At 54.6% G+C, this 15139-nt stretch carries 9 protein-coding genes and 2 pseudogenes; 6 read left to right on the forward strand and 5 right to left on the reverse strand.

The window, feature by feature from the left end; all coding sequences use genetic code 11:
* Nucleotides 1-31: 31 nt before the first annotated feature.
* On the reverse strand, nt 32-1324 hold the full coding sequence (locus tag AC2FMY_RS06210; protein ID WP_496807137.1) for an ABC transporter substrate-binding protein: 1293 nt from the start codon (nt 1322-1324) through the stop codon (nt 32-34).
* A gap of 108 nt (nt 1325-1432) precedes the next feature.
* On the reverse strand, nt 1433-2794 hold the full coding sequence (locus tag AC2FMY_RS06215; RefSeq protein ID WP_496807138.1) for a hypothetical protein: 1362 nt from the start codon (nt 2792-2794) through the stop codon (nt 1433-1435).
* An 806-nt stretch (nt 2795-3600) separates the two neighbouring features.
* Between AC2FMY_RS06215 and AC2FMY_RS06220 the strand changes: the two genes are divergently transcribed.
* From AC2FMY_RS06220 to AC2FMY_RS06230, 3 genes are all read left to right on the forward strand, one after another.
* The gene (locus AC2FMY_RS06220) at nt 3601-5193 is read left to right on the forward strand and encodes an arylsulfatase (protein WP_496745086.1); all 1593 of its coding nucleotides are present in this window, start codon (nt 3601-3603) and stop codon (nt 5191-5193) included.
* Between the two features lie 137 nt (nt 5194-5330).
* Nucleotides 5331-7010 carry an alkaline phosphatase family protein gene (locus AC2FMY_RS06225; protein ID WP_496745084.1) on the forward strand — a complete coding sequence of 560 codons (1680 nt, stop codon included), beginning with the start codon at nt 5331-5333 and terminating at the stop codon, nt 7008-7010.
* 68 nt (nt 7011-7078) lie between these two features.
* Nucleotides 7079-9001, forward strand: coding sequence for a multiheme c-type cytochrome (locus AC2FMY_RS06230; RefSeq protein WP_496807165.1), 1923 nt, complete (start codon nt 7079-7081; stop codon nt 8999-9001).
* A 110-nt stretch (nt 9002-9111) separates the two neighbouring features.
* Here the strand turns inward: AC2FMY_RS06230 and AC2FMY_RS06235 are convergent.
* Both AC2FMY_RS06235 and AC2FMY_RS06240 read right to left on the reverse strand, forming a co-directional pair.
* A pseudogene (locus AC2FMY_RS06235) lies at nt 9112-9237 on the reverse strand (IS6 family transposase); the annotation flags it as partial.
* Nucleotides 9238-9458: 221 nt separating this feature from the next.
* Nucleotides 9459-9620 (reverse strand): annotated as a pseudogene (locus tag AC2FMY_RS06240) (transposase); the annotation flags it as partial.
* 325 nt (nt 9621-9945) lie between these two features.
* Between AC2FMY_RS06240 and AC2FMY_RS06245 the strand changes: the two are divergent.
* The gene (locus AC2FMY_RS06245; RefSeq protein ID WP_496807166.1) at nt 9946-11469 is read left to right on the forward strand and encodes a caspase family protein; all 1524 of its coding nucleotides are present in this window, start codon (nt 9946-9948) and stop codon (nt 11467-11469) included.
* 12 nt (nt 11470-11481) lie between these two features.
* Here AC2FMY_RS06245 and AC2FMY_RS06250 read toward each other — a convergent pair whose 3' ends face one another.
* Nucleotides 11482-11751, reverse strand: coding sequence for an usg protein (locus tag AC2FMY_RS06250; protein ID WP_496745080.1), 270 nt, complete (start codon nt 11749-11751; stop codon nt 11482-11484).
* Nucleotides 11752-11944: 193 nt separating this feature from the next.
* Here AC2FMY_RS06250 and gyrA point away from each other — a divergent pair, with 193 nt between their 5' ends.
* Together gyrA and AC2FMY_RS06260 are read left to right on the forward strand one after the other, a co-directional pair.
* Nucleotides 11945-14680: a DNA gyrase subunit A gene (gene gyrA, locus AC2FMY_RS06255; protein WP_496745078.1), complete on the forward strand. Its 2736-nt coding sequence runs from the start codon at nt 11945-11947 to the stop codon at nt 14678-14680.
* Nucleotides 14677-15081 (forward strand): hypothetical protein, encoded by a 405-nt coding sequence (locus AC2FMY_RS06260; RefSeq protein ID WP_496807139.1) that lies wholly within the window; start codon nt 14677-14679, stop codon nt 15079-15081. The genes gyrA and AC2FMY_RS06260 overlap by 4 nt, the downstream gene beginning before the upstream one ends.
* Nucleotides 15082-15139: the final 58 nt, after the last annotated feature.

The following is a 15139-nucleotide window of genomic DNA, read 5'->3' on the forward strand; positions in this document are numbered from 1 at the left end:
CGGGAGGGGCTGGCGCCCCGCCCGCCCGAAGTCAGAAACTTAGTGTCGTATAGTCGACCTCGTCAGGATAGAACCCGTCTTCCATTGAGGTCTGGTGCACACGTATCAATTTGCCATTCTCAACCTTGGTGATGGATTGAAGCCCGAAGGCCTGGTGGGTTTTGCCATTGAACGTCTTTGGACCTTGCGGATGTTCTCGGCTTTCGGTGAAATCTGTCATCTCTTCGATAGCCTCGACGACCTTCTGCCGGTCCGCCGGTCCTTGGTATCCAGATGCTTCCATCGCCTGTCTGGCAACAAACAGGGTCTCCCATGTCGAAAACATGTGCGCGTAGGTCGCGACATCAGCCGAATCCGAAACCGAAGCACCATTATCGTCCACCCCAACCGCTTCGCGATAGAAGGTCTCATGATCCGACGCATCCGCCTGCTTATAGCGTGGGTGACCTTCCCAGAAATGCGAACCGTCGAGAAATTCGAGGCCGGGCGAGTTGATATCAACCGCCTCAAGCGAGTCGATGAAACCGAACAGCTGTGGCCGATCTCCCGAGCCATAAAACTCGCCCAGTTCTTTGACAAAGGTCAGAACGGCGGGGCCTACCATGACGTGATAGATGACGTCCGTATCCGAAGGTATCTGTGGGAAATAGCGAGTGAACGAGGTTTCGGTCGGCGGGATCGCAATATGCTTGATCACCTCGCCGCCCTGCTCTGCCACCGCTGCGGTGAAATAGTCGCGGTGATCGTGACCGAATGCAAAATCGGGGAAAATCATCGTGATCTTCTTGCCGAGGTTCGAGGTCACGAATGGCGCCATGCCCTGCACCTGGCTTTTCACGTCCGTTATGCCCGGTTGCATGGTCCAGCGATTCAGCATCCCGCTCGCAACGTGATGTCCTTCGGAACAGACAAGATACGGCACCTTCAATTCACCCGCTCGCGGGGCGGATCCGATGACCACATGGGAAAAGAGTGTACCCATCACCAGGTCACAGTTCGATTGGGTCGTCAGCTTTTCGACCACCTCGGCACCGCGCTTGGGGTCAGTGCCGTCGTCTTCGAATATGATCTCAACAGGTCGCCCGTTAATGCCACCTGAGTCATTGAGAACCTGAAGTGCAGCAGATGCCGTGCGCTCATACCAACGTCCGTAGGATGCCCCGATCCCGGTGCGATGAAGTTGGAACCCAAAGCGAATTGGCTCAGACGATTGTGCTTGCGCATAGCGCGCTGCAAGACCACCGGACAGAAGCGCGCCCGTGCCCGCAAGCCCTTTGACGAAAGATCGACGATTGAGATTTGAGAGGATTGGCTTGTTTGTCATCAAACACCTCCGCTGTTGTAACGACGCAATTTCATTGAATTCCTGACTGCGTCTTTTGTTTCCCCTTGGTCACGGAACACGGAGTCAGTGCGAAATGCAAACCCTTTCTCATCCCGCCGTTGGCGCGGAAAGCAACCACAACCCGAAGACCGTATAGCCCACCATCAATATCGTGACCGGCAAATGAGCCCAAAGACTCGGCCCGACGCCTGCCCGTTCACCCAACCGAAAGCCAAGGATCACTGCAAGTAGATGAGCCGCGAGGATAACCGAGAACTGGGCAGTCCAAATCGCCAGTACGCCCGTACGGGTCGACAGAAAGCCGAAAGAAACCCAATGATCTGAAAGTCCAAGCAGATGCCAGCCTTTTCCAAGCGGATCATTGATCGCGGCAATCAGATATTGCCCATCTGTCAGGAAAGCAACGAGATAGTGCGCGACATGATACCCTGCTGCAATTGGTAGAAACGCCAGCATCATTGGTCCGATTGCCTCCCGAAACTTTCCCCGTGGAAGACCCAAACGGACCGCGCCGAGTATGAGGGCCGTGCTTGTCCCCCAGAAAATGATAAGAGAGACAGAATTCACCTTCAAAACAGCTGAACGACCAGGAAACTCCAAGGGATTGATGTCGAGGCGGGCGAGCCACCAAAAGGTTTCGGACAGTCCATCGAAGCTTACCGAGGCGAGCACAAGAGTGACGAAGGCAATAGCTGAAGGTGCCAGCGGTTCGATCCGCAGAACCTGAGCACCGGGTGGTCCAGCCATGACCATGATACCACCGCTACGCACTTCGCCCCATAAGGGCGCGATTTTGGAAATAAACCCAAAATAGACCGACAGAAACTCACCTCGCCTCAACCATTCCTCTCCTTCTGCGACGGCGAGAACGAGAATGGCAACATAGTATATGACCGCGACCCGGGCGAGATGCGGTGGGTCCGCGGGGGCCAGTGACACGATCTCGAACCAGGCAAATCCCAGATAACCCAGCACGGCAGGCCAGTATCCAAGCCTGGAAAGACCAATTCTCTTCTTCCTGCCCAAAAGGTGGCGCAGCAATCGTACCGGGCCACTCCATGGTTCGATTTTACGCCACAGATCGCCGAACAGGACAGCCAAAAGCGTAAGCCCGACCCAGAGCATGGTCCACAGCATCAAAGGTAACAAGTTTTCTGCCGGGTCGTGTGTTCCCCAGACACCTGTCCCGATGAGGACAGCGAAAACTGCTGTACCAATCCAATTTAGTGCGGTGCGAGCGAGAAAAGCCGGACGGAAAAACAATTCGAAAGCAGGAAATTTCGGTGGCCGGGCAGCGAATGCGCTCAGGAGTGCCGTCAGCACTACGGCAATTGCGGCACCGACCATGTACCACCCGGTCGGCAGCGTCAGGATAACCATGCGCTCGGAGGCATGAGCATAGGCCATGCCGGGAAGTACCACGAGGAACACTGCAACCAAGCGTATCATTGAAGCCCCTTCGCGCGTGTTCGATGACACGGTACAATCAATTCTAATGGCAACAAGTGCCCCTTTTTGCCATGTTCCACTGTCTCAAGCAAAAAGCCGATCAAGGAAAACCGAGCTGATTTCCTTTGAAATCGCCCTTTCGCTCGCGATGAAGAAAGCCAAACCTTACTGTAGTCTCCAAGGGTGGCTCGCGACATCAGGCAATTGGACTCTGTTGCCAACGATTTCGTGCTTCCCAAGTTGATAGTTCTTCCCTCTGCTCAAAAGGTTCATTCCCTAGGTCATTCGCGGTATCGCGGTTTTTTGGCAAGAAATTGAGGTAGCCGAAACAGCGTTTTACATCGAACCGCGAATGCGGTCGCCACATACCTACCGACCCACGCTCAAGAGCCGCCGTTGTGCTGTCGACAAGATCGGTTTCTGCCGTCCTCCGTTTTTCTACGTAGTAACAATCGAACCGAAACGGAGGCCGTCAATCGGCGCTACTCGTTTTCGGGTCGATGATTGCCCTCCCGGCACTGCGATACGCGTCCGGCTCCTTCTGACCCACACACTTCCAAATCCGCGCTTTATGATGCCCTCGAACGGCAAAGTATCATTGCTGCTTGGGGGGCTGTTCAACCTAATTAGCCAACAGCCAACTATGATTCTTGGGCCCTGAATCTGACACCGAGGTCGCGAAAAGCTTTCTCATGCCAATCTAGGAATACTCACTTCCCTTCCGATTCGTTTTACGCAAAAGTGGCTAAGACTTGATAACGAAATAGTTACCACAGAAGAAAGCACGCAAAAGGGAGGAGAATTGCATGCGATTTCGACAGGCAGTTTTTGTAGCGCAGTTGGCGGTTGCGAGCGTTGCCCTTGCAACGTCCGTGTCGGCACAGGAAGGAAAACCGAATATTCTTGTGATCTGGGGGGACGATATCGGCCAGTCCAACATTTCGGCCTATACGTTTGGACTAATGGGGTATCAAACACCCAACATCGACCGGATTGCAGACGAAGGGATCATGTTCACCGACTATTATGCAGAACAATCCTGCACCGCTGGTCGAGCATCTTTTATCATGGGGCAATCGGTGTTTCGAACCGGCCTGTCCAAGGTCGGCTTGCCGGGAGCAGAAGAAGGCATGCAGACAGAGGATCCGACGATTGCCGCTTTGCTGAAGGCCGAGGGTTACGCAACCGGCCAATTCGGAAAGAACCACTTGGGCGACCGGGACGAGCACCTGCCAACCAACCACGGCTTCGATCAGTTCTTTGGCAATCTGTATCACCTGAACGCCGAGGAGGAACCTGAGAACGAAGACTATCCGCGTGATCTGGTTCTGCCGAACGGAGAGACTTTTCTGGATCGCTATGGCCCGCGCGGCGTAATCCGATCATCGGCTAACTATGGTGAGAGTGAGATCTCACAAACCATCGAAGATACCGGTGCACTGACCAAGAAGCGCATGGAAACTGTCGACGATGAAACCTCTGCTGCAGCTTTGGCGTTCATCGAAGAGAAGACAGCCGAAGGCACGCCATGGTTCGTTTGGTGGAACGGCACCCGAATGCACTTCCGCACGCATGTCAAAGACGAAAACCGCGGAATCTCTGGTCAGGATGAGTACGCCGACGGGATGGTCGAGCATGACATGCATATCGGCCTGTTCCTCGAAAAGTTAGACGAGCTTGGAATCGCGGACAACACCATCGTATTCTACTCCACAGACAATGGCCCGCACATGAACACTTGGCCCGACGCGGCGATGACACCTTTCTGGGGCGAAAAGAACACCCAATGGGAAGGCGGTTGGCGCGTTCCCGCAATGGTGCGCTGGCCAGGGAAGATCGAGCCGGGCTCGATCACGAACGAAATCGTTCACCACATGGATTGGCTCCCGACTTTCCTTGCAGTAGCCGGGAATGAAACGGTCAAGGACGATTTGCTAGAGGGAGTTACCGTCGACGCGATGGCGGGGCGCGAGTACCGTGTGCATTTGGACGGCTACAACATCCTGCCGCTACTGACGGGCGAAACAGACCAAAGTCCGCGCAAGGAGGTGTTCTATTTCACCGATGATGGTGATCTGGCGGCGCTACGGTTTTCCGACTGGAAGATCACGTTCCTAGAACAAACCGCGTGGGCGACTTTCCGGGCATGGATGGAGCCATTAACCCCCCTGCGCGTACCACTGATCACGAACCTGCGTCGCGATCCGTACGAGAGAGCCTATCGCACATCGAACACCTATTATGATTGGGTTCTGGATCGTGCATACCTGCTGGTGCCCGCACAGCAATACGTCGGACAATTCCTAGCAACATTCCAGGAATATCCACCCCGCCAGGAAGCAGCATCTTTCAGCCTCGACAAGGTTATGGAAACGCTGCAGGATCCCGGATCACGATAGGATGGTTAGACCGCCCGGCCCATGCCGGGCGGCTCTTCGTTTTCAGTAAAAGCCAGCGACAGATCCGGTCTCCAACCAATTTTGTGGGGCATCAACAAGCCGGATTGGATCAAACATTAGCCGCGAGGATCATGGATATGCGATTGCAGAAGATGTTGCCTCTATTTGCCGCATGCGCCGCAGCAACATCGCTTGCCGCACAGGAGAAGCCGCGACTGGTCCTGCAGATCACGGTGGACCAGTTGCGCGGCGATCTGATCGACCGATTTGGTTCGGGTTTCGGATCGGGCGGTTTTACCTACCTTCTTGAAAACGGCGCAGTGTTTGCCAACGCCCATCACGACCATGCAAACACCGAGACGATTGTCGGACACACAACACTCGCGACCGGCACCACCCCGTCGATTCACGGCATGGTAGCGAATCTTTGGTTTGACCGAGTGTCGGGAACGCAATTCTACAATGTACAGGATCCCGACTACCCGCTGATCGGCGCGCGAGGAGTGGATGAGAGTGCCGAGATCGATCCGACACAAAGGGCGGCGACCACGGATGGCCGATCCCCTCGTGCCATTCTGACATCGACCATTTCCGATGAAATCGCCCTTCACTTCGGGCCTGAGGCAAAGGTTTTTGGCGTGTCGGTCAAGGATCGCGGGGCGATTTCCATGGCAGGTCACGCGGGCCAGGCTTTCTGGTTCTCGAAAAGCGAAGGACGTTTCGTAACCAGCACGTTCTATCGCGACAACTACCCGGATTGGGTTCATGAGTGGGAACATCAAGATCTCGTTCAAAGCTATGCTGGACAAAGCTGGACCTTGCAGGGTGACCCTGAAAGTTATGCCTTTGGTTACAGGGACGATCAGTTGTGGGAAACTGATTTTCCTGGTTTTGGCCGCACGTTCCCGCATGACTGGGGCTCAGCAGATGACAAGTATTTCACGACACGCCTGACACTCAGCCCGGCCGGGGACGAGATTACCGCAGATTTTGCAAAGGCCTTGCTGATTGGCGAGGGATTGGGGCAGGATGATGTGCCCGATTACCTGGCGGTCAGCTTTTCATCGACTGATTATGTGGGGCACATATTTGGCCCGTCGAGCTTGGAAGCAGAGGACAATCTGCGCCGCTTGGACGGCACGCTGTCCGACCTGCTGGCTTTCGTCGATGAGCACGTCGAGCTGGATAAGACGCTCGTCATTTTGTCTGCCGATCACGGTGCACCAGAACATCCAGGATATCTTGAAACGCTGGGTATTGAAGCGGGAACATTCGATTTCGAACGCGTCGACACGGAACCGGGTTTCGTTCGCCTCTCTGCGGATTTCGGGGAAAGCCGCCCGTTGATCCGCAACTTCTCGAACCCATATCTGTACCTTGACCATCAGGAAATCGAGGCGCGCGGACTGGATCGCGCCGAAGTAGCGCGCGCGGTAGCCGAAGAACTCGACCGTCTGGACGGCATCGCCCATGCAATTGCCAGCGACGACCTTCGAACCGGCGCGGTTGCCCCGGGGAAAATCACCAATGCCGTGCTTGCCAATTTCCACCCGGAACGATCGGGGGACATCTATGTTGTGTTTGAACCGCATTGGTTTATCGCCGATTTTGACGGTCTTACCGTTGCTTCGGCACATGGCTCGCCTTGGACTTACGACACTCACGTTCCCATCATCCTTGCCGGTCCGTACATCTCGCCAGGGCGTTTCTTGCATCGCGTCTCAACCGTCGACGTAGCTGCCACCATCGCGACTTATCTTGGCACAAAAATGCCATCCGGTTCGGTGGGGGAACCATTGTTCGAGTTTTTGCGGTGAAGTTCACGGCCCTGCCAGATGTGCAAACAACTCGCGGCTCGATCTTATGGTTGGGGCAATTCTTGGCGATGGTATACCTGCTTACGCAACCTGCAGCTTCGGAACCTGACTATGTGGGATCAGACGAATGCACCGATTGCCATACAGAGTCTGCCGCCGCATGGAAGGGATCTCATCACGCCAGAGCCTGGACGACCGCCACACCAGAAAACGTACTGGCGGATTTCAATGAAACCGAATTCACACTGGACGGGATGACAGCACGGTTTCGCGTGACGCCAGACGGTCGCTATAATGTGTCGGTCCGAGAGTTAGACGGGAGCACGACTGACTACGCGATCCATTCGGTTGTCGGGGTTGAACCGCTGCAGCAATATCTAATCGAAACCGAAAAGGGACGGCTGCAAAGCTTTGACGTGGTTTGGGACACGGAAAAGGGCGGTTGGTTTCATCTTTATCCGGAGCAGAGTTTTGGACCCGACGATGGGCTGCACTGGACAGGACCTTACAAAACATGGAACAGCCGCTGCGCTGCCTGCCATGCAACCGGATATAACGCGAATTATGATTTACCGAGCCGCAGCTTTGCGTCTTCACAAATCGAAATCGGCGTCGGGTGTGAGGCTTGCCATGGGCCGGGATCAAGCCACGTGGATTGGGCCAGCAAGCCAGAGACGATGCGAGAGCCCCCTCCTCTGGCTTACGGATTCCCGGTAGATCTGTCTGATCGTCGTCAAATGATACAGCAATGCGCCGGATGCCATTCTCGTCGCGAGGCCCATTTTGACGGTAATCCGGTTCCGGGAACGCCTTATGACGATGCCTATGGCCTGTCATTGTTGCGTGAAGGTCTCTACCACGCAGACGGTCAGATTCAGGGCGAGGTCTATGTCTATGGCTCTTTTCTTCAATCCAAGATGTATGCCAAGGGCGTGGCATGTGGTGATTGCCATTTGCCGCATGAGGCCAAATTAATTGCCGAAGAGAACGGTATCTGTACAACGTGTCACAGCCTGGCAGGAAATCCGGATTATCCAAGCCTTCCTTTACTGGATTTCGACTCCTCTGATCACACTCACCACCCCAAAGGATCATCGGGCGCACAGTGCAAAAACTGCCATATGGTCAAACGTGTCTATATGGGCAACGATTGGCGCGCCGATCATTCATTTCGCATTCCGCGCCCCGACCTTTCGAAAAGAACAGGTGCACCCGATGCCTGCACCACATGCCACACCGATGAGACATCGGATTGGGCCGCCTCCAAACTTGAGGAGTGGTTCCCGGACAGCGACAAGCGCGGCCCTCATTATGGAGAGGTGATCGCCCGAGGTCGAAACGATCCTGTGACCGCTGCGACCGACCTGCGCGATCTGGCGCTGAATGACGAGATGCCAGGGTTGGTTCGGGCAACAGCGCTTTATCTACTGGAGCAGACGCAAGACCCTGAAGAGGCCGAATCGCTGGTCAAGTTGATCCAGGATCCCGACCCGGTGGTGCGTAGCGCAGCAGTTGGCCTGCAAAGGATTGCATCAGCGATCGACCGCGTGCAGCGCACAATAGGTGCGTTGGCTGATCCGTCGCGTTCCGTACGTATGGCTGCGGCCAAGGCGATGCTACAGGCGCCGATAGCCCGATTGCCGTCGCAAGACGCCAAAAACATGCGCCGCGCGTTCGATGAGTGGCAGAGCGCGATGGCAAGCAGGCTGGATTTTCCCGAAACGCATTTGCAACTAGGTGGAACCGCCCTTGTGATGCGGAACCTGCCCGCCGCAGCAAACGCCTTTACCGAAGCTGCACGGCTTGACCCCCAACTCATAGACGCCTGGATCATGCAGGCACGCTTGGAACTGGCACTGGGGGATGTAGCAGCAGCAACTAGTGTGTTGGCCCGAGCGCTGAGGTATAATCCCGGATCACTTTCGCTGCAACTGATGCATTCCCAACTCACTCAAGACCAACTGGATCTTTTGCCGCCCCCTCAAGAATAATAGCCATCGGCCACAGGGGCGATCCAACTAATTTTGTTCATTGAACTACAATCTTTCCGGCAACCCAGGTGCGGTCCCAACTTCTGCAAACTTCGCATTCATCAGAGGTGCTGCATTACCCTTTCTCGTCGTCGAAATGGCAGGTGCGAATTCTCTACCCGGTTGTCTAGACAGCGACCACACGCCGGCAGTCCATCACGCCCCAGATTGCGAAGCGCAGTAGCCGTTCGGTCAGAGCGCTATGGCACGGTTGAAGGGCCTTCTGTTATTCTGCTTAAGCAGCGCAACGCCCTGGCATGAGTCCGTCGAGTCGCGTGATCTTGTGAGCTATCTCCTGAAATTCGGACACTGAAGTAAGCTATGATTAGTTGTCACTGGTCTTCCACGAAGAGGAGATCAGAGATGTCGAAACGGAAGAACCTCTCGCCCGAGTTCAAGGCGAAAGTCGCGCTCGCGACTTTTTCGCGTTCGCCACGCCCATCCCGCCAAACTTGACTTTGTATTTGTAAAACGTCGCATCGCTGATCCTGTATTTACGGCACAGCTCCTGAGCTTTGACCCCAGCCTCGTATCCCTTAATTATTCCAATGATCAGTTCGTCGCTAAATCTGCATTTCACAGTCCATCCTTTGCTTGGACGGATTGCAACACCCCGGTGGCCTGATTTCAGGGGGCTAGGTCACTGCGCACCTCGTCACTGCGCGGGCATTTCGTCGGCTTGACGAACCTACGGGGCAGAAACAACCATCTTTTGGACACGTCAGCTGAGTGATCAGACACAACCGCCAAAATCACAAAGATACTCAGCATACGATCCCTCTGTAGCTCGACAAAATACAAACGATAGCCAAACCGGCTTAAAATTGGCATTGTTGCGATGACATGCAAAATCTCAATAAATTTGCGAGATCAATTTGGTGTCGAGGGTCTTCATGCGTTGGTTGATGATACTTGCACTACTAATTTCAACCGAACCGGTTTGGGCACAGGAACGCCGTGCCCTGATAATCGGGAACAACGATTATGAAGAAGTCGAAAAGCTGGATAAGGCAGTTGCCGACGCGCTGTCACTGTCCCAGACGCTTGATGTTCTCGGGTTTGACACTCATTTAGCCACCGATTTGGGGCGGCGCGGGATGAACCGCCAAATCTCGCAGTTCACGTCTCGATTGAATCCGGGTGACATTGCGCTTTTGTTCTTTGCCGGGCACGGCGTCGAGATCGACGGTGAGAACTATTTGTTACCGACCGACATCATTGTTCCCTCAAACGGAGAAAGCGATTTCGTCAGATCCGAGGCGATTGCCCTATCGGATCTGCTGGATCGTATTCGCACCACGGGCGCACGCGCCTCCATCGCGATTATCGACGCTTGCCGAAACAACCCGTTTGAGGCGACAAATGGCAGAAGCATTGGAAAAACAAGAGGCTTGGGACGGATCATTGCGCCACAAGGCACATTCGTCATCTTCTCTGCCGGTGCAGGCCAACTGGCGCTGGACCGGCTTGACGACGATGACACTGCAGAAAACTCGGTTTTCACGCGGGCGCTGCTGCCGCTCATCTCACAGCCGGGGCTGGAGATTCGCGCTTTGATGTCGGATCTTAGGGTCAGCGTCCGTGATCTCGCCAGCACAGTGCAGCACCGACAGATACCCGCGTATTATGATGAACTGATCGGTGAGTTCTACTTTGCGATTGCACCTCGAAAGCAGTCGGAAGGGGGGGCGGATTTCAAGAATTCTAACGACATTCGGCTTGATCTGGAACTGACCCGCTCTATCGGAACCGTCCAAGCCTATGACGCATTTCTAGAAAAATACTCAGATCGATCCGACGCGTTCGCCTTTCAGGTTGCGTTGAAGTTGAGGGATTCGCTGGAAGATAGTGGTCCCGACAAAACGGTCGCGGCTCATTCACCACAAAGAAAGGAAACTGAGATCGAGGTCCTGATTGAACAAAGCCAGGTAGAACTCAATAGACTAGGATGCTCAGTAGGGTCACCGGACGGCATCGCAGGACCCAGAACCAAAACGGGCTTTCGGGCATATTTAACTGCCACCGGTTCTTCTCTAAAACCAAGTGATCTCGGCAGTAAAAAAGCCCTTAAGGAACTGGCGGGCAAACCGGGGCCGGTTTGTGTTGCTATTCCAACTCCAGAACGCAAATCGATTGCCCCTACTCTGGCCGGGACATGGTCGTTTTCCGCAACCTGCGCGGCTTTTCTGAAAGTCACTGGATCAGCCAGCTATACTCAAGCAGGGCCAAACTTCTTTCGTGGGCAGATTTCGGATTCCCTTGGACAGACTGGATCGGCCGAAGTGTATCTGTCAGGACAGGATATCAGTGGGAAAAGTTTCTTTCCGGGCAAAACAAATGTCTTTTCCGGGCGTTTAGCACCCGATGGAAACAGCTACACAACCGTTGGCACGTCTACCTGCAATGTTCAGGCGAGAAGGCTTCAGTAGCGACTCCCGGCGTCAATTGAGCCGGTATTCCCCGACAATGTTTCGCCACTCTCCGGATGACAACATCTTGCGATGTGTAAAGCGGACAGAATGGAGCGGCCCTTCAATCTCGCGTTGCCAGAACTCGATGAAACCGAACAGTTTTGGATGATCGGGCGCAAGATCATAGTCCTGCCACACAAAGGTGTTCAGGACATGGATATAGTCAGGCATGTGATAGAAGATTTCAGCCGTTGTCAGGCCGTAGCCTTTAAGCATCAATTCAGTTTCGTTTTTTCCCATACAGACCTCCGGTAAAAAACCTCGGTCACAATATGATAACACAAACTCCTTCAAACGCTCATAAAAACAATGTGTTAACATTACGACATCGAGAGTTTTCAGCCGCAGATGCTGTTTGCTTGCACCCTATATGCAGGTTCTGATAAGATGCAGCCACAAGATATAGACCCTTCACAAGGAACGGGCAGTTTACGTGAGCGATACGCCAGAAACCCCTGAAAACACCGACGAAAATCCCCCTCAACGCCCAGCGTATGATGGCCCGACGGTTTCCATCGAATCCGAGATGCGCAATTCGTATCTCGACTATGCGATGTCGGTCATAGTAAGCCGCGCGATCCCAGATCTGCGCGACGGACTGAAACCTGTACATCGCCGCATCCTTTATGCGATGCACGAGACTGGAAATACCCATGACAAGTCATATCGCAAATCGGCCCGACCGGTTGGTGACGTTATGGGTAAGTACCACCCGCATGGTGACAGCGCCATCTATGATGCTCTGGTACGGATGGCTCAGGATTTCTCGATGTCGCTGCCTTTGCTTGATGGCCAGGGCAACTTTGGCTCGATGGATGGCGACAACCCCGCGGCTATGCGTTACACAGAAGTCCGGATGGACAAACCCGCGAGCGCCTTGCTGGCGGACATCGAAAAAGAAACAGTCGATTTTCAGGACAACTACGACGGCAAGGACCGTGAACCGACTGTTTTGCCGGCCCGATTCCCGAACATGCTGGTCAACGGCGCTGGCGGTATCGCCGTCGGCATGGCAACCAACATTCCTCCGCACAATCTGGGTGAAGTGGTTGATGCCACTCTGGCACTGATCGATGACCCGGATCTGACAAGCGAGCAACTGATCCAATACGTGCCCGGCCCCGACTTTCCGACAGGTGGTTTGATGCTGGGTCGCTCGGGGGCTCGCAAAGCCTATCTGGAAGGGCGCGGCAGCGTCATTATCCGCGCCAAGACGCGGGTCGAAGAACTGCGCAAAGACCGCTATGCCATTATTGTGGACGAAATTCCCTATCAGGTGAACAAGGCCGCGATGATCGAAAAAGTCGCCGAAGCAGTTCGCGAAAAGCGGATTGAAGGAGTCGCCCATGTTCAGGACGAATCCGACCGCAATGGCGTGCGCGTTGTGGTCGAGTTGAAACGCGACGCCACACCCGAGGTCGTTCTGAACCAACTCTACCGCTTTACACCAATGCAGACCTCCTTCGGCTGCAACATGCTGGCGCTGAATGGCGGTCGGCCCGAGCAACTGACTCTGCGCCGGTTTCTAACATGCTTCATTGATTTCCGTGAAGACGTGGTGGCGCGTCGTACTGCTTACGACTTGCGAAAAGCGCGCGAACGCAGCCATATTCTGTGCGGATTGGCTGTCGCCGTTTCCAACGTGGACGAGGTCGTCGCGACAATTCGAAGCTCTGCCGACGCTTCTGAAGCGCGCGAAAAGCTGATGACGCGCCGCTGGCCGGCCTCAGACATCGCAAGCTACATTCGGCTGATTGATGACCCGACCCACACCATGAACGAGGACGGGACCTATAACCTGTCCGAAGCACAGGCCCGCGCAATTCTCGACCTGCGTCTGCAACGCCTAACCCAACTTGGCGTCAAGGAAGTCACGGACGAACTGGAAAACCTGGCCGCCAAGATCAAAGAATTCCTGGAAATTCTCGGCTCGCGCGAGCGTATCATGGAAATCATCGCAGACGAACTTCGCGAAGTGCGCGAGAATTTTGCCGTGCCGCGCCGTACCGAGATAGTCGACTGGTCCGGAGACATGGAAGACGAGGACCTAATCGAACGTGAAGACATGGTCGTCACTGTGACCTCGGGCGGCTACATCAAGCGCACCCCATTGGCCGATTTCCGTGCTCAAAAGCGTGGCGGCAAGGGGCTGTCAGGGATGCAGACCAAGGAAGAGGATGTGGTCACCACCCTTTTTGTGGCTAATACACATACACAACTATTGTTCTTCACTACCGACGGAATGGTCTACAAGCTCAAGACTTGGCGCTTGCCTCAGTCAGGACGCACCGGCAAGGGTAAGGCCATCGTCAATATCTTGCCGATCCCGACCGGTGTTTCCATTGCGGCAATCATGCCGGTCGATGTGCCGGATGAGGAATGGGAAAACCTCCAGATCATTTTCGCCACCAGCGCGGGCGATGTTCGCCGCAACCGGTTGTCGGACTTCACCAATGTCCGGCGGAACGGAAAGATTGCGATGAAATTGCCCGAAAGCGTCGAACTGGTAAATGCACGCATCTGTTCTGAAGACGAGGACGTAATGCTGGTCACCAATTCCGGTCGCGCGATCCGCTTCCGCACCACTGACGTGCGGGTCTTCAATTCACGCGAATCCACTGGTGTTCGGGGAATCAAACTGACTAACGGAGATCGCGTTGTTTCAATGTCGGTTATTCGGCATTTCGAAGCCGGTCCCGATGAACGAGCCGCATATCTAAAAATGCGCCGCTTAATGGCTGGTGTAACAGAAGACACCGAGAATGACGAGGACGAAGGCAACGCGGACAGCGTGCTGCCGCAAGAACGGTACGCCGAGATGTCCGCCGCCGAAAACTTGATCCTGACCATCACGACAGGCGGGGCGGGCAAGCTCAGTTCCAGCCACGACTACCCAGTCCGGGGACGTGGCGGCATGGGAGTCGCGGCAATGGACAAAGCCATGCGAGGCGGCGATTTGGTTGCCTCTTTCCCGGTTGAGATCGACGATCAGATCATGCTGGCGACATCTAGGGGCCAATCGATCCGTGTTCCGGTTGATGGCATTTCCTTCCGGTCACGCAGCGCAGGTGGCGTGCGCGTATTCAACACAGGAAAAGGTGAAGAAGTCGTCAGTGTCGCCTGGATTGCAGATCAGGGCGACGAGGACGAAGCGGACACCGGAAGTTGACCACCAAAGAGCGGCAGACATGCCGCTCTTTTCCCGAGGGCACAATGAACCACTTAACCTTTCTAATGGGCACTATTTTCGTTCTTGCCGCATCGCCCCTGATGGCCGACGAATTGCTTGGAGAAGAGTTGATCGACGCAATCAGCGGTCAGCACTTTGACTGCATGATGGGTTTAACGCCACTTGAATGGATTGTTCAAGACATCGAAACGGACTCCAAAACAATTCCGTATTCAGCCATTGTACGCGGCAAGATAGTCAATGCAGAGTACGAGATCAACGCAGATGGGCGACTGACATCTGATGGATATGGCGATGAGCGTTGGGTTACCAGAACAGACGATGGAAAACTGAGCATTGCCCGTTCGGATGGGCGCGTCATGGACTGTGTGGCACGCTGAAACGGAATACATTGTATCAAAAAGTCAACTCCATCATTTCCGGTCGACAATTTTACTT

This window comes from Ruegeria sp. YKSE079 (assembly GCF_059612845.1).